The organism is Shewanella sp. Arc9-LZ, from assembly GCF_010092445.1.
GTDB lineage: Bacteria > Pseudomonadota > Gammaproteobacteria > Enterobacterales > Shewanellaceae > Shewanella.
Map to the genome: position 1 here is coordinate 434742 of NZ_CP048031.1, position 19685 is coordinate 454426.

20 protein-coding genes are annotated in these 19685 nt (G+C 41.8%); 13 read left to right on the plus strand and 7 right to left on the minus strand.

The window, feature by feature from the left end; translation table 11 throughout:
- Positions 1 to 39: 39 nt before the first annotated feature.
- A complete protein-coding gene (locus GUY17_RS02070; RefSeq protein WP_162022153.1) occupies positions 40 to 1719 on the minus strand; it encodes a ShlB/FhaC/HecB family hemolysin secretion/activation protein in 1680 nt (559 codons plus the stop codon).
- A gap of 254 nt (positions 1720 to 1973) precedes the next feature.
- Positions 1974 to 3194 carry a threonine/serine exporter ThrE family protein gene (locus GUY17_RS02075; protein WP_011635884.1) on the minus strand — a complete coding sequence of 407 codons (1221 nt, stop codon included), beginning with the start codon at positions 3192 to 3194 and terminating at the stop codon, positions 1974 to 1976.
- A 163-nt stretch (positions 3195 to 3357) separates the two neighbouring features.
- Between GUY17_RS02075 and GUY17_RS02080 the strand changes: the two genes are divergently transcribed.
- The gene (locus GUY17_RS02080; protein WP_101087288.1) at positions 3358 to 3753 is read left to right on the plus strand and encodes an MAPEG family protein; all 396 of its coding nucleotides are present in this window, start codon (positions 3358 to 3360) and stop codon (positions 3751 to 3753) included.
- 202 nt (positions 3754 to 3955) lie between these two features.
- On the plus strand, positions 3956 to 6277 hold the full coding sequence (locus GUY17_RS02085) for a YgiQ family radical SAM protein (protein ID WP_162022154.1): 2322 nt from the start codon (positions 3956 to 3958) through the stop codon (positions 6275 to 6277).
- Between the two features lies 1 nt (position 6278).
- On the opposite strand, the gene GUY17_RS02090 is transcribed toward GUY17_RS02085, so the two are convergent.
- A complete protein-coding gene (locus GUY17_RS02090; RefSeq protein WP_162022155.1) occupies positions 6279 to 6467 on the minus strand; it encodes a hypothetical protein in 189 nt (62 codons plus the stop codon).
- A gap of 72 nt (positions 6468 to 6539) precedes the next feature.
- Between GUY17_RS02090 and GUY17_RS02095 the strand changes: the two genes are divergently transcribed.
- Together GUY17_RS02095 and GUY17_RS02100 are read left to right on the plus strand one after the other, a co-directional pair.
- Positions 6540 to 7082: a hypothetical protein gene (locus tag GUY17_RS02095; protein ID WP_254439902.1), complete on the plus strand. Its 543-nt coding sequence runs from the start codon at positions 6540 to 6542 to the stop codon at positions 7080 to 7082.
- 1084 nt (positions 7083 to 8166) lie between these two features.
- Entirely contained in the window at positions 8167 to 8592 is a 426-nt protein-coding gene (locus tag GUY17_RS02100; protein ID WP_162022157.1) for a GNAT family N-acetyltransferase, read from the plus strand.
- Positions 8593 to 9321: 729 nt separating this feature from the next.
- On the opposite strand, the gene GUY17_RS02105 is transcribed toward GUY17_RS02100, so the two are convergent.
- The 3 genes from GUY17_RS02105 to GUY17_RS02115 all read right to left on the minus strand — a co-directional run bounded on the left by GUY17_RS02105 (position 9322) and on the right by GUY17_RS02115 (position 11463).
- Complete coding sequence (locus GUY17_RS02105) at positions 9322 to 9903, minus strand: lipid-binding SYLF domain-containing protein (RefSeq protein ID WP_101087284.1); 582 nt, start codon at positions 9901 to 9903, stop codon at positions 9322 to 9324.
- 161 nt (positions 9904 to 10064) lie between these two features.
- Positions 10065 to 11006: a hypothetical protein gene (locus GUY17_RS02110; RefSeq protein WP_162022158.1), complete on the minus strand. Its 942-nt coding sequence runs from the start codon at positions 11004 to 11006 to the stop codon at positions 10065 to 10067.
- 64 nt (positions 11007 to 11070) lie between these two features.
- A complete protein-coding gene (locus GUY17_RS02115) occupies positions 11071 to 11463 on the minus strand; it encodes a nitrous oxide-stimulated promoter family protein (protein ID WP_101087282.1) in 393 nt (130 codons plus the stop codon).
- A 358-nt stretch (positions 11464 to 11821) separates the two neighbouring features.
- Here GUY17_RS02115 and GUY17_RS02120 point away from each other — a divergent pair, with 358 nt between their 5' ends.
- From GUY17_RS02120 to GUY17_RS02150, 7 genes are all read left to right on the plus strand, one after another.
- Positions 11822 to 12784 (plus strand): hypothetical protein, encoded by a 963-nt coding sequence (locus GUY17_RS02120; RefSeq protein ID WP_162022159.1) that lies wholly within the window; start codon positions 11822 to 11824, stop codon positions 12782 to 12784.
- A 107-nt stretch (positions 12785 to 12891) separates the two neighbouring features.
- Complete coding sequence (locus tag GUY17_RS02125) at positions 12892 to 13224, plus strand: hypothetical protein (protein ID WP_162022160.1); 333 nt, start codon at positions 12892 to 12894, stop codon at positions 13222 to 13224.
- Positions 13214 to 14695 (plus strand): YdiU family protein, encoded by a 1482-nt coding sequence (locus GUY17_RS02130; protein ID WP_162022161.1) that lies wholly within the window; start codon positions 13214 to 13216, stop codon positions 14693 to 14695. Before GUY17_RS02125 ends, GUY17_RS02130 begins: the two co-directional genes overlap by 11 nt.
- Positions 14696 to 14720: 25 nt before the next feature.
- Entirely contained in the window at positions 14721 to 15023 is a 303-nt protein-coding gene (locus GUY17_RS02135; protein WP_101087278.1) for a DUF3630 family protein, read from the plus strand.
- Between the two features lie 10 nt (positions 15024 to 15033).
- Positions 15034 to 16035: a serine/threonine protein kinase gene (locus tag GUY17_RS02140; protein ID WP_162022162.1), complete on the plus strand. Its 1002-nt coding sequence runs from the start codon at positions 15034 to 15036 to the stop codon at positions 16033 to 16035.
- 131 nt (positions 16036 to 16166) lie between these two features.
- The gene (locus GUY17_RS02145; RefSeq protein WP_101087276.1) at positions 16167 to 16784 is read left to right on the plus strand and encodes a thiol:disulfide interchange protein DsbA/DsbL; all 618 of its coding nucleotides are present in this window, start codon (positions 16167 to 16169) and stop codon (positions 16782 to 16784) included.
- A gap of 502 nt (positions 16785 to 17286) precedes the next feature.
- On the plus strand, positions 17287 to 17499 hold the full coding sequence (locus GUY17_RS02150; RefSeq protein ID WP_101087275.1) for a DUF1107 domain-containing protein: 213 nt from the start codon (positions 17287 to 17289) through the stop codon (positions 17497 to 17499).
- On the opposite strand, the gene GUY17_RS02155 is transcribed toward GUY17_RS02150, so the two are convergent.
- Positions 17496 to 17717 (minus strand): cell division protein ZapB, encoded by a 222-nt coding sequence (locus tag GUY17_RS02155; RefSeq protein ID WP_011635901.1) that lies wholly within the window; start codon positions 17715 to 17717, stop codon positions 17496 to 17498. The two genes, GUY17_RS02150 and GUY17_RS02155, sit on opposite strands and share 4 nt — an antisense overlap.
- 172 nt (positions 17718 to 17889) lie before the next feature.
- Here GUY17_RS02155 and GUY17_RS02160 point away from each other — a divergent pair, with 172 nt between their 5' ends.
- The gene (locus GUY17_RS02160; protein WP_162022163.1) at positions 17890 to 18243 is read left to right on the plus strand and encodes a RidA family protein; all 354 of its coding nucleotides are present in this window, start codon (positions 17890 to 17892) and stop codon (positions 18241 to 18243) included.
- A 237-nt stretch (positions 18244 to 18480) separates the two neighbouring features.
- Complete coding sequence (locus GUY17_RS02165; protein ID WP_101087273.1) at positions 18481 to 19572, plus strand: branched-chain amino acid aminotransferase; 1092 nt, start codon at positions 18481 to 18483, stop codon at positions 19570 to 19572.
- Positions 19573 to 19685 lie beyond the last annotated feature (113 nt).

A 19685-nucleotide genomic window follows, 5' to 3' on the forward strand; every position in this document is an offset into this window, starting at 1 on the left:
TTCTCGTTAGACACGATAACAATTGAACGGTTTACCTAATTAAAAATGGTCTTTCACTTGAAATCTGAACTCCCAAGCGTTGATGTCGTTGCCCGTAGTGATCGGGACGGCAATATCAACATGGGCTACGTTACCGTAACTGGATTTAGAAGAGTAAATCCGTGCGCCAATACCAATACTACCAATAGGGCCATCAACTTCATTTTGTTCATCTGGGCCACCGCTTGCTTGACCTATATCGGCAAATACAGCCCAACCTAACTCGGCCAATTGATATAAATTAATGTTTGGATAGTATCGGATTTCACTCGTGAGCAACCATTGATTGTCACCATGTTGGTAGTCGTTGGGATATCCCCGTACACCTGTTTCGTCGCCAAGAGCAAACGTTTGATCAAGATAGTTATTGTGTGAGGTTGCGATACGCGCCTTGGAGTAAGCGGTCCACTTAGGGCTGATTTGGTGAAAGAATTCAGCGGCTAAACCGACATTATAAAAGTCTTGTTGGCCAGTTTGAATATCTGTTCGAGCATTAACGGTCATTAGCAATAATTGATTGTCTTCCTGCCAACCGCGACTGCTTGAAGCCGTTATGTGATAGCCCACAGCAGCATTGTCGGCAACGTCATTGGTTTCCAATCCTAAACTTACTGTGTGATGCCAACCTAAGTTAAAGTCTTCGTTATTATTAATCAGGTGGATATTGTTCAGCACTGTGTATTGGTCTTGCAGGTATTCGTAGCTGATCCAAGGGTAAACAAACTCACGATCAAAAGGTAACGGTGAAATGGGGTATTCGTCGATGTTATTGAATTGATGTTGGTCTTGGGTTATCCCTAGGCTAATACGGTGCAATTGATCTGGCGTTTTATCGACTAACCAACCAAATCCGACGTTAGCATAATCGATAACATGTTCAAATTCGTTAATGTCTTGGCCATTTTGTCTTACGGTGTCGATGCGGGTATCCGTTAACCATGACAGGGCGTACATGTTCTGAGTATCAAGAGTATAAAAGGGCTTATTAAAGGCGATAGCAGACGCTTGGCCGTCACTGTTGTCGTAAAAATCGACCGACACATTACCGTGTTTAATCCATCTTACTGGAGCATCAAAGGCAAACTTATACCCGGTGCGGTCGGCACTTGACTGGTATTTTATTTTAGTTTTAACCCCTAATCCCAGTAAGTTATCTTCCTTCATGCCAAACGAGTATTTAGTGTCGCCGCCATTTTTACTCAAACTGACCGTTGGCAGTAATGACCAGTTATCCCACGTTTCGACTAATACCACGTCTTCAACGTTGTCGTCGGCGAGTGGATCTTTTCTGGCAATGTTGATATCAGCATCACGAATGTAAGGTTCATAGCGTAATAATCGCTGCGCTTCTTGAAGATCTTTCTGAGTGATTTTTTCACCTTTTTCAAAGCTTAAGCTATTGAGAATAGTCGACTCTTTGGTATTGATATGCAGATAGTTTGCCCAACGATGAAGGAAAATAGCATCCGGAGCTGACTCATCAAAAATAGGATGACTAACGACTACAATGTTCGCGACTTTTTCGACATCATGTTTATTCGTTGTCGACGGACTAGAGGGCGTGGTGACAGAGTCATCGTTGGCTTTTAACTGTGCTTCACTGTCAGCAATAGTTGCTTGAACAGCAGACGAAGAAAGCAGGATGACGAAAAAAAATACTGCCATAAATATGATTGGCATAGCTTCGTCCTTATTTTTATTGTTATGTTTTTGAGAGGCCTGTAAGAATAGAACTATTGTTTTCAATATGAACTTTTTATGTTGCCTCTTTGTTTCATATCATACCTGAATAACATAATAGTCAAGCATTTAGCTTGAATAAATATTTCATTAATCCATTTAAATTATGTGGGTATTTGAGTTGTTAAAAAATAAGGGCAGCATTTATAGCTGCCCTTTAATACCGATAGGAAGGTAATGTTAACTTGTAAGATTTATAACGAACGGCGAGGGGGCACGATAACGTTAGCAAAAATAAGCCCAGCGATTAAGGACATAAAAATTAAGAATATTTGTGAGCCTAAATGGGCTTGATTGAGCATGGTTTCGCCCGAAATTAATGCATTGAGACCAATATAGGTTTTGCTACCAGGGACCAGAATAACGATGCCTTGCAGTAACGCAATCGACACTGGCGCCTTCATCCAACGCGCATACAGATTTGAATAGATGCCCACGGCTAGTGCACCGACAAAAATACCAATAGATTCACCTAAATAAATCCCGCCTAACATGGCAGAGAAAAATGCCACAATGCCGGCAAATATGCCCCAAGGGGAATCTTTTAAGCGTGCTTTAAAGATAATAACCAACGACATCGACAATAACGGCACCGCAGACCAAATCGCCCAACGAGGCAACGGTATAGGTTCTACATAGATAGTTTCACCAAAGATGGCTTTACCAATGGTCATGCCAAGCACAGCACCAAAATACAGTTTAAATAACTGCATCACAGCATCCATGATACGTGCCGTACCGGAGATTAAATCGCGGGCGGCAAGTTCCGCTAAGCCGAGAGTGAGTGCAAGACCGGGAACAAAAATAATAATCCCCGATAAAATGGTTACGGGTAAATTGATACTCGGGTCCAATTGCGCAATCCCTGACGCTAAGATAGCGCAAACTACCGCCGCCATGGGTTCGAGCATCTCTGCGATACGTTTTGAGCGTTCAGCCCAAAAAACTAAGCTGTATACCAGTAAACCAAAAATAGCTGACCAAAAAACGTCATGCCAACCGGTACCCATTAACATGGCGAAAGCACCCGCACTGGATCCAAAAGCTAACAGCGTCAGTTTATGGCCATAAGGATTGGGTTTATTGGCGATTTCTTCTAAGCGTTCTAATGCTTCTTGCAAGGTTCGCTGCCCAGAACTGAGCTCTTCAACCAATTCAAAGGTACGTGCTAACGAGCCTAAATCTAAGTCGCCAGGTTTAACGCGTGCAACGTGATTGTATTCTTGCTCAGTGTCATGTTGGAGTACAAATGTCATCGATGTGGGCGATATTAAAAAATATCCTTCAATACCAAGGGTATTACATACCGTTTGCAAGTGGGATTCTAAGCGATACGCAGGAGTACCAAATTTATGCAGGTACTTACCTAGTTTAATGATAAATCTACGTTTTTCTAAAAAATCCTGATTATCCACTGGGCAGTAGTCACTCTTGTTAAGGTATTGAGCTTATTTTGGCGCGAATATTAACCGATTAAGGCGTGTGTTTACAGCCAAACTGATTCAAAATGTAGTGATAACATCAACAAATCAAAGATTAGTATAATAACAATAATATAGACGACTTAAGGAATAACACATGACATTGATGATATCGGGTTTATATGCAGGCCTAACAGCTTTGTTGGTTTTAGCATTATCTTACAAAGTGGTTAAATTTCGTCGAGTGAATAAAATAGGTATTGGTGATGGTGGCCATCAAGGATTATCCATTGCGATCAGAGCTCATGGCAATTTAATTGAAAATGCACCCATAGTACTCATTTTGTTAGCACTGGCTGAATTGAATGGCATGCCGGTTTACTTGATACACTGTTTGGGCACAGCTTGGATTGTGGCGCGTTTATTACATGCTATTGGATTAAACCAAGGTCAAGGCGGCCATCACTTCGGCCGTTTTTGGGGTGTATTAACGACTTGGATAGTACTATTAATCTTAGCGGTTGCTAATATTGGCTTCTTTATTGGGTTATAACATTGAAAGCATAAGGGAATAGCAATATTCCCACGTGTTTTACAAGGTTATAAAAGGATAAAAATATTTCACTTTTGGTGTTTTTTTAGTCACACTTAGTGTCGCTCTACTGCTATACTCCGCGTCCGTTAAATTCAGCCGTAGGCTGATGTTGTCATCGGATCAGCTAGGCTGGTTTTCCCCATTTATGTAGGTCATATACATGCAAGTTGAGTCAACGTTATTTAATTATCCAAAGTTTTGGGCTGAATGCTACGGAACAGCACCTTTTTTACCCATGTCTCGTAAAGAGATGGATATTTTAGGTTGGGATAGTTGCGATATTATTGTCGTGACTGGCGACGCGTATGTTGATCACCCAAGTTTTGGTATGGCGGTGATTGGGCGAATGTTAGAAGCCCAAGGTTACCGTGTGGGTATTATTTCGCAGCCTGATTGGTCAAACAAAGAAGACTTTATGCAGCTAGGTCGCCCAAATCTATTTTTTGGGGTAACCGCTGGCAACATGGACTCGATGATTAACCGTTATACCGCTGACCGTAAGTTACGTCATGATGATGCTTACACTGCTGGTGATATTGGCGGCAAACGCCCCGATCGTGCCGTGACCGTGTATACCCAGCGTTGTAAAGAAGCCTTTAAAGACGTACCGGTTGTTATCGGTGGCATTGAAGCCAGCCTACGCCGTATTGCCCATTACGATTATTGGTCAGATAAAGTGCGTCGCAGTGTAATTTTTGACGCCAAAGCCGATATTTTAATTTACGGCAATGCTGAACGACCATTAATGGAAGTTGCACGCCGTATTGCTGCGGGTGAGGCCATTGGCGATATTGACGATGTTCGTGGTACCGCAACAATGCGTAAAGAACCTATGCCCGGTTGGCGTGGCATGGATTCACGCAAAATTGACCAATTACATAAAATTGAGCCATTACCTAGCCCATATGGTGCTGATGATGTTGGTTGCAGTAATTTGTCAGGTCCAACAGACGAAAAGATTTTTGATAACGAGGCACCTAAAGCCATTAGCGTTCAACCGCCTCGTCCAAAGCCATGGGAAAAAACCTATGTACTGCTTCCTGCCTATAACAAGGTCAGCGAAGACAAGTATTTGTATGCCCATGCCTCGCGTATTTTGCACCAAGAGCAAAACCCTGGCTGTGCTCGTGCGCTGTTTCAGCCACATGATGCCAACCGTGGTGTATGGGTAAATCCACCTGCGTGGCCATTAAACACCGACGAAATGGATGCAGTATTCGATTTACCTTATCAACGCATCCCGCACCCTGTGTACGGCAAAGAAAAAATTCCTGCCTACGACATGATTAAGACGTCAATTAATATCATGCGTGGTTGTTTTGGTGGTTGTTCATTCTGTTCGATTACCGAGCATGAAGGACGCATTATTCAAAGTCGCTCGAAAGAGTCGATCATCAAAGAAATTAAAGATATTCAAGAAAAAGTGCCAGGCTTTACCGGCGTTATTTCTGACTTGGGTGGCCCAACGGCGAACATGTACCGTTTAGGTTGTACCAGTGAGAAAGCGGAGAAAACCTGTCGACGTTTATCATGTGTGTTCCCGTCTATTTGCGGCCATTTAGGCACCGACCATAAACACACCATCGACTTATACAAAGCGGCACGTGAAGTACCTGGTATTAAAAAGGTGTTAATTGCTTCGGGTGTTCGTTACGATTTGGCGATCGAAAACCCTGAATATATTAGAGAGTTAGCTAAACATCATGTGGGTGGTTATTTAAAAATTGCTCCTGAACATACCGAAGAAGGCCCGCTCAGTAAAATGATGAAGCCAGGTATGGGAACCTATGACAAGTTTAAAGAACTGTTTGATAAGTTTTCTAAAGAAGCGGGTAAAGAACAGTTTTTAATTCCGTACTTTATTTCGGCGCATCCTGGTACTACCGATGAAGACATGGTTAATTTGGCATTATGGTTAAAAGGGCAGAAATTTAAGCTCGACCAGGTGCAAAACTTTTATCCATCTCCGATGGCAAATGCGACCACGATTTATCATACCGAACTTAACTCACTGAAAAACATTAAGCATGATAGTGAACAAGTGACAGTGCCTAAAAAAGGTCGTCAGCGTAAATTGCATAAATTCTTGTTGCGTTACCACGACCCAATGGGCTGGCCGATGATCCGTGAAGCCTTAGTTGCGATGGGTAAAGAGTCGTTAATTGGTAATGGTCCAAATCATTTGGTACCACCCGAAACGCGTAACGAGCAAACTAAAGTGAAGTGGGGCCAAAAGCCATCGGCTAAAGCGAAAGAACAAAGCGGCCAAAAAGCCATGACCCGTTTTTCTGCCGATCAGTTTGAAGACCGTAAAGGTAACACTAAAGCGGATAAAGGCAGTGCTAAGCCAGTAGGGCAGAAACCAAAGTCTCCAGCTAAGGCTTCGGGCCAAGCGGCAAAAGGGCAAGCGCCCACAAGCCAAGGCGCCAAGCGTCCAGCTAAAGCGACCACTTGGGCGACTAAGTCTAAATACGCTAAGTAAGCTAACACGTTAACTTCTTGTCATAAAAACCCGCATTAACGTTTGCGGGTTTTGTTTTTCTAGCAGCAATAGATTCAATAACAAGGTAATCTTGTTCGGTACTTTCGTCTTTTAATTTAGTCTGCTCAGTAGCCGTTGTGTTACACGACTGCACTTTATTGATTAAATTACTCAATGGTTTGATAAACAAGGAATGATCATTATGCCAACGTTAATTAGGCTTAGCGCATATCTCAGTGGTGCATTACTGTGTGGTAGCGCTATGTTGGTTAATCCTGCTTATGCCGCAAACTCGGTACAGCAACAGCAATTTTTTGAAGCTATTAGCGCTCTTTGTGGCAAAGCTTTTGCCGGTAAAATCACTGCTGGTGGCAGTGAAGGAGATGGCTTTAGTGGCAAAACATTAATTATGCATGTAAGAGATTGCACCGATCATCAGTTGCGTATTCCATTTCATGTTGGCGATGATCACTCTCGCACTTGGGTGATAACTCAAACTGATACCGGATTGCGCTTAAAGCATGATCATCGCCATAAAGATGGCACCGATGACAAAGTGACCATGTATGGTGGAGAGACCCGCGATACTGGTACTGCCAACTTGCAAACGTTTCCTGTGGACGATGAGTCTATTGCCAACTTCAAGCAACATGGCTTAACGCAATCGGTCACTAATGAGTGGCAGATGATGATTGAAGCGCATACTTTTACTTATCGTTTAAGTCGTGAGGATCGAGATTTTAAAGTCGAGTTTGACCTCTCTAAGCCTGTAGCATTACCGCCAGCACCTTGGGGATATAAATAGGTTGTCTACTTACGCAGGCTAATTTAATCGTCATCCCGGCAATGCTCGTGAGCCGGGATCCAGGTTTATTTTTTTGTGTTTTATGCTTATGTACTTATGGCCTGCGGCCACTAACGTCGTGGCGCTTCACCCACACCAGACCAAGAGGAAACCAACGGCTGTTCCCTCTTGGAACTCCCAGCCGCCACATCAAAATCATCTGAAAAACGATAATTTCGATACGTGGTTGAATCCAGCTTTAAACTCTATTTTAGTGTTCTTCGGTCTTATTCGAAAATGCTAACGCTTCCGATGGGGCGTCCCTTCCCCTCGAAAGCTAGCTGGCCATCCTTGGCCAGCTCACGTCATTTTCTTCAACGTCCTCAAGTTCAGAGTTGAATCGGTCCATTTTCAAGTAAAGAAAACTAACTCGTTTTTGCCCCAAAACTACTTAGGACCAAAGCTCTATTTAACAGTGCTTACCTTCGTTTTCCATACAAAAGCTAATCGATATTGCTCTTCTACAGAGACCATTATTTACTCATTTACGAGTTTTAGCTTAACTCTAATAAAACAGCTCAATAAATAAGCCTGAAGTGGTAAGTGAGAGTTAAATGGATAAGCTTAATTATTTTATAGTATGACTTTATTTAGGCAACCTCGCTTTATTTTTGGGTTTTGATAATGATTTATCGCTTTACATCAATGATATAGGAAATGTAGGATGATATTAATCAATAACTTAAGCGGCCGACTTTATTTGGCGAGCCGTTCAATAAGCTGTTGAACTAAGCCGCTGCGCGGAGCCAAATGATGACTCAATCGAGTATATTATCCTTATTGAGTCAGCTAGATTTAAAGATATGTGATGGAACACCACAATGACAAAGGAATTTCAATGAAACACGTAAAAATCAAGCCACAGAATCAGTTCAAAACTGCTCTACAGCCCAGAGCTAGCATCAAAAAAATCAAATTACTGTAGCATAAAGCGTACCAATTAATCTGGACTAGGCATCGGCCAAGTCAAGCAAGCGATTTATGCGTCGCAAACAGCGCAACGCATAAATACTAAAACGTTAGTTGCCTCTAAGGGAATTTGACAATGATAGATATTATCAAGGCAGACCATACTCATGTTTCATCTATCAAAAATCTTTTAGAGCAACTGGGCTATGAAAGTGAGGAAACAGGTTTAATCTCAGCATTAGAATTACCGCATAATGAGTCCGAAGCATTTGTCGTTGTTTCCTCAACGAAGGTAGTTGCTTTCATGTCGCTTATTTATTTTTACTACTTCCCTTTGCAAAAACATGTCTGCCGCATTACTGCGATTGTTGTTGACAAAAATCTTAGGAATTCAGGTATCGGAAAAAAGTTAATTCGGTTTGCGGCTACCAAGGCACAAAGTAGTTCATGCGTACAACTTGAAGTTACGACTTCTTTGTCTCGTGAAGCCACACAAGCGTACTACGAGCATTTAGGTTTTAATAAAGCGTCATTGAGGTATTATTTAAACATTGGCAACTAGCAAAAACATCAACTGGAAAATCACTCGCTGGGCTTCGCCCAAAAACGTTCGTTATTTCCAGTTATATTAAGTGTTACCCATAGAAAATTTAACCTGAAACTCACGGATTAGAGTTAAAGATCTAACTCGGAAATGTCCATAAATGAGTCAGAAGTTATGATTGAAAATGGATAAATTTACCTCTGAACTTGAGGCCGTTGAAGAAAATAGCGTGAAGCTCACATGGATGTGAGCTTAGCTTTCGCGGTACAGGATGTACCATCGGAAGCGTTAGCATTTTTGAATAAGGCCGAGGTAGGATGTCAATGAGGTTTCAAGCTGGATAAATTTCCGTGGCAATTTTTTCGCTGCTGTTGTTTGGTTAAATAGCGAAAATGTTGCCGGAACGGCAGGGGTGATCCAAGAGGGGATTGCTGTTGATCCCCTTTTGGCCCGTGCAGGGTGGAACCTTGCGATGTTAGTCTGGTGTGGGCGAAGCGCCACGACGTTAGTGGCCGCAGGCCATCAATACCAAACATAAAAGAATAAACCTGGATCCCGGCTCAAAAGCATTACCGGGATGACAAGAAGGTTGTCCACAAATGTATCAGCAAGGTTAATTTGACCACTGTGTATATGCTAATGCCATTGTTTGGACTCTGCGATAATAAACCACTTATTCCAAATAATTCAGGCTGCCAATGGCAGCCTGAATGTTATGTACTTAACGAGTGTTAAGACTCGCAGTGGTTACTTACCATCAAAGGTAAATGACTGACCTGCGAGAGCGGCTTCAAACATTAATCCACCTTTAGCGGCGGTAAATATCGCCATACCATTTATATAGGCTGCGGCTGCGGCATGATTACTGCCTGCTTGTCCTGCACCTGCTGAATTACCTGTAGTACCAACTTGCGCATTGGCACCAACGTTAATGGCCACTGCTGACGCTTGCGCGCTAAATTCAAAGCTACCGCTGGTGAACTCATTATAAGCTTTGGCATCTTTAAAGAAGATAATTTCACTATAGGCTTGTCCGCCTAACTGAAAGCCAATAGATAGTTGGGTTAATGTGGAATCCCCCATATAAGCATCGCTTTGGTATACACGACCATTTCCATATGCGGCACCAATTCCGATACCGCCTTTGGCTACGGTTGGGAAGACTGCATAACCATAAGCCGTATTAAATAAATGTCGGCTTTCATTGGCCTTTTTAAAATTAGTGATGGCATCGTTATAAGCATCTTCGTTTGCAAAACTAGGAGCTGAAAACGCGAAGCTTAATAACACGAGTAAACTGGAAAAAACTAAGCTAATTGAACGTTTCATAAATAACCTCAGTGACTAAATTGTCATGGTAAAACTCGCCATAGAGTAGCATAACCCCTAATGGGTGCGAGTTAATAAACATTTATACTCGGCGAACATCGGTAAACGGTTGAACATTTTTTCAGTGTGATGTGTACGGGGAAATCAGTCAGTTTTCTGTCTTACTCATCCTTTTTTTTATCCCTCTCTACAGCTGAATTATCGTTTGGGTCGCGCCCATCCTCATCGACCATTAAATGATGTAAGTAAGTTATTTCTTCCTCGTCCAGCAGTGGATCAGTGTGCGGCTCTTTGCTTGATGGTGTAGCTTGGTTGGAGGCATTGAGCGACCCTCGCAAATAGGCCGATCGGGTGACTTGCTGGATGCCATATAACGCCAACACATATACGGTTAATAATAGGCTTAAACGTGTTACCGCTTGGGTTAATAATAAAACGGAGTCGCCTAAGTAAAACGGTAAATAGACCAACACGATACGCAGTATCCAATTAATGAGAATGCCGATAGTTAATACACTTAGCCAGCGAAATCGTATTACTTGTAAGTTAGGCTGCCTATTGGCCAAATATTGTGGGCGATAGTGGGATAATAAACGATAAATAGCCCCAAAATAGCCAAAGGTTTGTAGCATTAATAGGATGGGTAAAACCACAGCTAATAGATTAATACTGTTTATTTCACCCAGAGTTCCAATGGTGTTATTGGAATTTTTTGGATCGATACCAATATGAAATAATATGGTTGAACTGGTCACTAAGGCGATGATAATGGCAAAGCCAAAATGTTTGATTAACAGTGGTTGGTAATCTTGTGCTGTTAGGCTGCTTTTACAATATAAATACAGCATTGGCATTAGTAAAAAATAGATAGGGATAAACAGTGTAAGGGTTAAATGTATCGGGATAGGGGTGGTTTCAGGGGTAAGTAAACCGGTTAAAAAATAACAGCCGATAAGTAAAAAGATCCCAGCCAACAGGCTATGGCTGCGGGTGGCACTTTGGTAAATATAATGAACATACAAGCCTACTCCAAGACAATGAATGCCTCCTAGCAAGGAGAGCCACCAGTATGTTTGAATGAATAAATCGTTAAATTGGTTCATTTTCACTCTCTTTGACGATAGTGAATACTAACCTACTTTGTGTAAACCGAGTAGTTCTCGGTTATTAACTTTGCTTTACTTTACGTAAATGTCTGTTTGAAACTCTTTCTGGCGGCAGGCCTGGTGCCGGTTTGCGTTCTGCCAATAAATGCTTAATGGCAAAAATTGGATGAGGCAACAGCATTCTTGGCCCTGCATACATCATGATTTCACGTGCTCTTTGTTTCATATGAGGTTTGTAACAATGCACCGGGCATTTATTGCAAGTGGGTTTGTCTTGGCCGTAGGGGCACCGATCGAGTCGAGTATTGGCATAGCTTAAAAACTCACTACATTGCAGGCATACACCCTGGGAGGGTTTAAGAGGATGGTGCGCTTTACAGTAGATTTCGACCATAGCTTGCATGGTTCGAAATTCGTAGAGTAATTTACCGCTTAATAGTTCTGTATCATCCATAGTGTTATCTCTTATTAAATACCTTAGTAAAACAGTCGGATATTAGTAGTGTAAACTTGGCAATAGTAGCTGACAAACTCCGCTTATTTAACTTTGATCTTTGGCTCAAAATGTCCTTTTTTTGAGGTTGAGATCGCAAAAATGATTAAAACTGATGCGAAATGGCGAGTGGTCTACGACTTGTTACAGATTAAAATAGATAAATACTTGATTTTATAGTGTACATTGAAATAATAATGGCTAGTGCTTAAAAAAACAGCGCAGTATCATTAAACCATTACATTGCCTCACAATGAATGCTGTTGTGAGTGAGTTAAAACAATGTGCTCTGGCACATAATCAGCAAGGTGGAAGCCTAATGAAGGTAATTTTAACTGTCATATTGATTGCAATTGCTCTGTATTTGTACAGACGTACTCAAGCGGTGGCAAAACAAGAACGTGATAAAACCGATCGTAATGCCACATCGCATTCATCCAGTGAGGTTGATCAACCTTTAACGGCAGCAGACGATACGACTATGGCAGAGTCTGAGCATGTCGTTATGGATAAGTCGGCAGCAGATGAGGTATTAACTGAGGTTACAGTGAAGACCGATGAACTTATTTCAGTTGATGTTGATCCTGTTGACGAGTTCAGCGAAAAGCCAACAGCGCCAGTTGAGCTGCTTAGTGAGCCAGTTGATGCTGTCGAAATTGCTCCGGAACCGACTAAGCCCAAAACTCCTAAATCCGAAAGTATAGTCACTGAGGTGGTTTCTGCGCCTGAAGTTGCCCCTAAGGATGTTGCTACGGCAAACGAGAACAATGCTAGCGAGAACAATGCTAACGTGAGCAATGCAGATGCCGAGCCTAAAGTATCTGCTACTGCAGAGGTTGATGCACCAAGTGATCAAGGCTTGTCCTTGAGTCTAAACCGTGTTGAAGGCGATTGGGCCAGCGAAAGTTTTCTGCAACAGGTTGATGCTGCCAATAACGCTAACGATCTTCAAAGCCAGCATAATGGCTTAGCCAGTGTGATTAATCATTGCTATAAAATGCGTAAACAGAGCGATTATTGTCAATATGGTGCGGCGTTACAATTAACCTATGTATGGTTATATCGCTCATTACATCAACAATATGTCTCTCAAAAAAGCACTGATGAAATCAAATCGCCAGCGTTTATGCAGTTATCGACATTGTTAAATGATGTTGGTCAGTTTGATGAGGCGATTAAGGTGTGCGAGCAAGCGCTTGAATACCAGCTAACCGACGGCACTGTCACTGGCTTTGAAGGACGCATAAAGCGGATAGAAAAGGCCAAAACCAAAGCGAGCTAATAGGCTAATCAATACTGTTGGATGGATATCAGGTATGATATTCAAAAGGAAAGCGGACCTTGGTTCGCTTTTTTGTTGCTTCAAATCCAATGCTTTCAAGGTTTAAAATGACATTAATGACTCGTACATTAACAAAAACATTGCTGTTTACTGCCACAGTAGTTTTACTTGCCGGTTGTATTCGTACACCTGAATGGACCCTATTTTATGTTGCAGACAGAACGCCTATACCGACCCAAATAGTACTGCAAGACCACATTGCCGGTTTTTACGATTCATTGGAGCAATGCCAAGCTAAAGGTGCTGGAATGTTACGCTTGCAAGCCTCGTCAGTGCCTGCAGAGCAAGCGTTTGCATGTGGCGAGTTGTGTCAGATAGATGAAAAGCAACAATTGCAGTGTGAGAATCAGGTCGTGGGTACAAAGCATAATGCAGTTTAAGCAAGATTTTTTTGAGCAACTAGAAGGCTTTTATTCGCAAGTTTATCCTTTACCCATCAGTAATCCTCATTGGCTGGGTTGGAGTGATGACGCGGCTCAATTAATTGGTTTAGAAAAACCCAATACTGAACTGTTGATGCAATTATCGGCCAACTATGCCGCTCCTGGTGCCTGTTATTACGCTCAAGTTTATAGTGGCCATCAATTTGGTGGCTATACACCAAGATTGGGCGATGGTCGTTCAATTATATTAGGTGAAGCTATTGGTCCAAATGGGGCTTGGGATGTCGCGTTAAAAGGCGGCGGTCCAACACCGTATTCTCGCCAAGGTGATGGTCGGGCGGTAATGCGCTCAGCAGTACGAGAGTTTTTAGTATCCGAAGCGCTTGCTGCGCTAAATGTACCTACCAGCCGTGCGTTAGCCGTTATTGGTTCCGATTTACCCGTATGGCGCGAAAGCCAAGAAACGGCCGCAATAACGGTACGTTTGGCAAAAAGTCACATTCGGTTCGGCCATTTTGAATATTTCTTTCATAGCGAGCAAGGCGATGCAGCCAAACTGACTCAATTAGTTAATTTTACCATTCAACAGCATTTTCCACATTTATCAACCGATGCAGCAGGTTACAAAAAATGGTTTTATGAGGTGGTGCAGTCTACCGCTAAAATGATTGCTCATTGGCAGTCTGTTGGTTTTGCTCACGGGGTGATGAATACCGACAATATGTCGATACTTGGTGATACCTTCGATTTTGGCCCATTTGCTTTCTTAGACACCTTTAAAGAAGACTTTATCTGTAATCACTCCGATCACGAAGGTCGTTATGCCTTTGGACAGCAACCAGGAATTGGATTATGGAACCTCAAGCGTTTGGCGCAAACATTAACGCCTATTATCGAGTCGGATGATTTAATCGCAGCGCTAAATACTTATCAATTTGAATTAGTTCAGCAGTATTTATTACTCATGCGCGCTAAGTTAGGCCTTTCTCAATCCAATATTAACCCAAATGTTGTTAATGCAGAGGAACAGGCCGAATTCGATAACAAAGATTTGCAGCTTGTGGGGCAATTAACCGGATTACTCGAAACTAACCAACTTGATTATACCAATAGTTTACGCCGTTTTGGCCAACTAGACCCGAGTAGCGCACATTCTAGTTTGCGAGACGATATGCTCGACCTTGCTGGTTTTGACACTTGGTATAAAGCTTACCAAAACCGAGTCGGTGAGGTGGCGGATGTGAATACATGGCAAAGTGATCGTAATAGTGCCAACCCTAAATATATTTTGCGCAATTACCTCGCCCAGGAAGCTATTATCGCGATTGAAGAAAATGGCGACAACAGTAAATCATTGCAACTTCAACAACTTTTGCAACGTCCTTTTGACGAACAACCCGAGATGGAAGATTTTGCCAAACGCCCACCTAAATGGGGACAAGGCTTAATAATGTCTTGTAGCAGTTAATTGATGTATTTTATCTGAGTCGATTATGAAATTATTATCAGCCAAATTAGATCCCGCAGCATTGAGTATTGTTATTCAAGCTGAAGTGGATTTTGAGCAATTTGAACGATTTGCAGAACCGCTAGCGGCTGCACTTGATTGTGATATTCGAGAGCGCCAATGGGGCGCAGATCGTCATCAATGGTTACTCAACTTTGAAGGCAGCCCTTTATGGTTACATTATGAGTTTTATGGTGATATTTGTTGGATTTCCACCGATAGCGCAAATGAGTTAGACGTATTAGCGTTTTTATTAACGCTACTTGCCCCACATATTCAAACTGCTTAAGAAGGTATACATGGACAACGGTACAGGCGCAGAGTTTCATTTTCAGGCATTGAGACCCGATCTCATTTTAGATGCCATCGAAAGCATCGGCGTCTTCCCTGAGACGGGGCTATTAGCATTAAACAGTTACGAAAATAGGGTGTACCAATTCCGCTGCGATCAAGGCATTCGTTATGTGGTGAAGTTTTATCGGCCGCATCGTTGGAGCAATGAACAAATTCAAGAAGAGCACGATTATGCCTTGGCATTGGCGGCAGAAGATATTCCTATTGCCGTTCCTGTCGTTATTGAAGGTAAAACCTTATTTGAGTATCAAGGTTATCGTTTTGGTCTTTTTCCGTCTATTGGCGGGCGGGCATTTGAAGTAGACAATCTTGAACAACTTGAATCGGTTGGCCGCTTTATTGGCCGAATTCATCAATATGGCGCAATGCAGCCTTTTAAATACCGTGAATCGCTGACCCCTGCCATTTTGGGCGATGAGTCTTATCGCTATTTACGCGAAAGTGGTATTGTTGCCAGTTCGATGCAGACAGCTTTTTTCACCGTAGTAGAGCAAGTTTTAGAGAAAGCCAAGCAGATATGGCAGCAGCACAATTTTACCTCTATACGCTTGCACGGAGATTTACACCCTAGTAATATTTTATGGACACCAGATGGACCTGGATTTGTTGATTTAGACGATGCCAGGCAAGGGCCAGCAGTACAAGATTTATGGATGATGTTGACCGGAGATCGTCAGCAGCAATTATTACAAATTGATATTTTATTAGAGGGATATCAAGAGTTTTGTGATTTTGATGCGAGACAGTTGGCACTCATTGAGCCGTTAAGGGCTTTCCGGATGGTGCATTATAATGCGTGGTTAGCCAAGCGCTGGGATGACCCTGCATTCCCGATGAATTTTCCATGGTTTGGCGATATTAAGTATTGGGAACAACAAACTCTGGCGTTTAAGGAGCAGTTATCTGCGCTTAATGAGCCACCATTGAGTTTACCTAGTTTTAATTAACAATATTTCATAATCACTACCTAATAGTATTTAGTTACAAATACAATTGACTAGCGATTGAGTTACAGGCTAACGCTAGACTATGATAGAGCCAGCGTATTTATATTTTTGCCTATTTAGAAGGAAGTAAAATGAAAAAAGCATTACTGATGGCTGCTGCACTCCTGCTAGCGCCTATGGCTGCGATGGCTGCCGATTATAAAGAAGGTGTACATTACACGGTTATTAATGACGGCCCTGAAACTGCCAAGCCAGAAATTACTGAGTTTTTCTCATTCTATTGTCCACATTGTTTTAATTTTTCTAAAACAGTAGTGCCTAAAATTGAAGCGAACTTACCTGAAGGTGTCACATTTAATCAGTCCCACGTTGAGTTTATCGGTCGTGAAATGGGCGTAGAAATGTCACGTGCTTTTGCGGTTGCTCAGCAGTTAAATGTCGAGAAAAAAATGGACGCAGCTTTATTTAGCGCTATCCACGACAAGCGTCAGCAATTTACTCGCGCAGACGATATCAGAGCAGTATTTATCGCTAACGGCGTAGATGGTAAAGCTTACGATGCAGCGGCAAGTTCATTTATGGTTAACGCACAGATGTCGAAAATGAAGCGTGATACTGAAAATGCTAAAATTTCTGGTGTACCAACATTAGTAGTTAACGGCAAATATCGCGTCGAAACCAGCTCGATTAAATCTTATGATGAATTAATTGATATCGCATTTTACTTAACATCAATGAACAAAAAGTAATCTACACAACTTATGTTTGTTAAATAAGGAGCTTCGGCTCCTTTTTTGTTGTCTAAATTTCAGCAAAGGTTATCAAACAATACTCATATTTTTAAACAAGAGGCTGATGCTGTGATTTAGGCGGGATGTTGATTGCGCGGAATGGAAGTTTATCGCAGGCAAAAAAAAACCGTATGTCTATAAAAGACGATACGGAGATGAGTCAAATGACTCTTTTTTACCCTGAGTAACATCAAAGATCTTAACATGGCGTCAAAATATTGGCAAGCGGCATTAAAGTGTCACTTGAGATTTATGGGATTTATCAGAACAATAAAAAATAGCATGTTAATGAAACTCTTTCGGCATCATGTGGTCAAACTTGATGACATTGAAGTTGTGCTTAACAAGAAAGTGAATAGTGGTTTATATCTGCTTTGAACATTTACATTTCCGACTTATACATGGCTTATCGTCGTTATTTCATTGCACCTTGTGCATGTATTTTCTTGGAGGAAGTCGTATGAGAATGTTCCCTGTTTATGCACCTAAATTGATAGTTAAGCATGCTAGGATCTTTTTGAGTGGCGTGATTTGGGTAAAAGACTTAGGGTTACTCGAGTTTGATAAAGGGCGCTTTTTACAGACGAAAAAAAGCCTGCCGAAAGTTAAGCAGGCTATCAGTGAATTAAATGCCTTGATTGAAATACAATCAAAGCAGTATCAATCCATTTAGATTTCGTTATTCAATAAACCAACAAGGCCGTTGACCTTATCACTCCAAGAGTTTAGGTCTTGCTGCAATTGTTGGTTTTTTTGTGTCAATTCTTGTTGCTGTGAAAGCAACGCTTCGTTCTTTTGCTTCTCTTCATCAAGCTCCATTTTTAGTAGCTCAATATTTTCGAGAGTTGCCTGGATTTTGGTTTCCAGTTGGGACAATAATTCAAGGCTCATGGGGAGTCCTATACGTTTCTGGATGGAAACCCGATTCTAGCAGTGACAAGGCCTATAGGAATAGCCTTTAAAACTAAGTGGCTAAAATATATTCAATAAATCGTACTATATTGTGCTTTATCTCAGATCGCGCTATTTTCATCTGCTAACCAAGACAGTAAAAGACCTTTTTATGACAATTACCCGACTCGATGTTAACACTCGCATGAGCAGTATTGTGATCCACAACAATACCGTTTATCTGTGCGGCCAGGTGGCTAAAGATAAGTTCACCGATATTAATACCCAAACTATTACCATGCTTGAAGAGGTCGAAAGCTTGCTCGTACAATCGGGTAGTCGACGCGATCATATTTTATCAGCCACTATTTACCTTAAAGATATGGCTGATTACGATGCAATGAATCAAGTGTGGGACAACTGGTTACCCAAAGGGCATGCCCCAGCAAGAGCTTGTGTACAAGCAGCGATTGCCGAACCTGAATACTTGGTTGAAATTTCGGTGATTGCAGCAGTGGCAAGTTAGCCATAAATGGATAATCATTCTTGGTGACATAACTTTGATTAATCTTGATTGATGCGTTGTGATTAGGCTAGTGACAGAATGAGATATGCACTGACAGTTTGTCTGTTGCAGTATGAATAAATATATTGATGCTTGTTACGTTCAATTGACGTATTTTGATTTAGGATCTAGGGCTGCGACTTGACATTATTCTCTAGCCTCCATAGTCTGCAAGCTCAGTTTTTAAGGTGGTATGCAATGGACATAAAATATAATTTAAAATCAGCGTCAGAGCGCCGCACAGAGCCATTTAAGCCTGAAGGCGATGTGGGTTTCGGTAAGCTTCGTACTGATCACATGTTTTTGATGGATTATCGTGATGGTCAATGGTGCGATCCGCGCATAGTTCCTTACGGCCCGTTTGAAATGGCACCCGGTGCAATGTCATTGCATTATGGCCAATCAATTTTTGAAGGCGCTAAAGCCTTTATGCACGAAGATGGCGAGATTTACACCTTCCGCTTAAATAAAAACGCTGAGCGCATGAACCGTTCTGCCGATATCGTGTGTATTCCGAATATCGATGAAAGTATGCAAGTAAAGGCAATTAATGCCCTTATTGATGTTGACCGTTTGTGGTTCCCACAGCAACAAGGTGCGTGTTTATACATTCGACCTTTTATTTTTGCAACAGAAGATCGTTTGTCTGTTAGCCCTAGTCAGCAATATACATTCTGCGTCATGCTAAGCCCATCTGGAGCGTATTATGCCTCTGGGGTTAATAATGGTATTCGCTTGTTAATCAGTACTAAGTACCACCGTGCAGTATCTGGTGGTACTGGTGCTTCAAAAGCTGCTGGTAACTATGCTGCTTCACTGCGTGCAGGTAAAGCCGCTGTAGAATATGGCGCATCGCAGGTATTGTATTTAGATTCAACTAATACTCAAATTGAAGAAGCTGGCGCGATGAATCACTTTCACATTTTAAAAGATGGCACTGTGATTATTCCGACATTCACAGACACCATTTTAAAATCCATTACCTCTCAGTCCATTATGGAACTTGGGGATATGCTGGGTTGTGAAGTGAGACAAGAAACGGTGATGTTAGATAAATTCATTGCTGATATTGAAGCGGGTGAAATTATTGAAGCGGGTGGATTTGGTACTGCTGCGGTGGTATCGCCTGTCAGTTCATATATCTTCGAAGATGGTCGGGTTTTGACCGTTGGCGACGGTAAGGTAGGTCCTAATATTCAGCGTATTTATAAGCTGTTTACTGAGCTACAAAAAGGCAACGTTACTGCACCGCAAGGCTGGGTAAAACGCGTTGAACGTGTTGCACCGTAGTTTATAGCTTATAGCTTATAGCTTATAGCTTATAGCTTATAGCTTATAGCTTATAGCTTATAGCTTATAGCTTATAGTTTATTCAATCAGTAAAATACACATAAAAGCTCCTA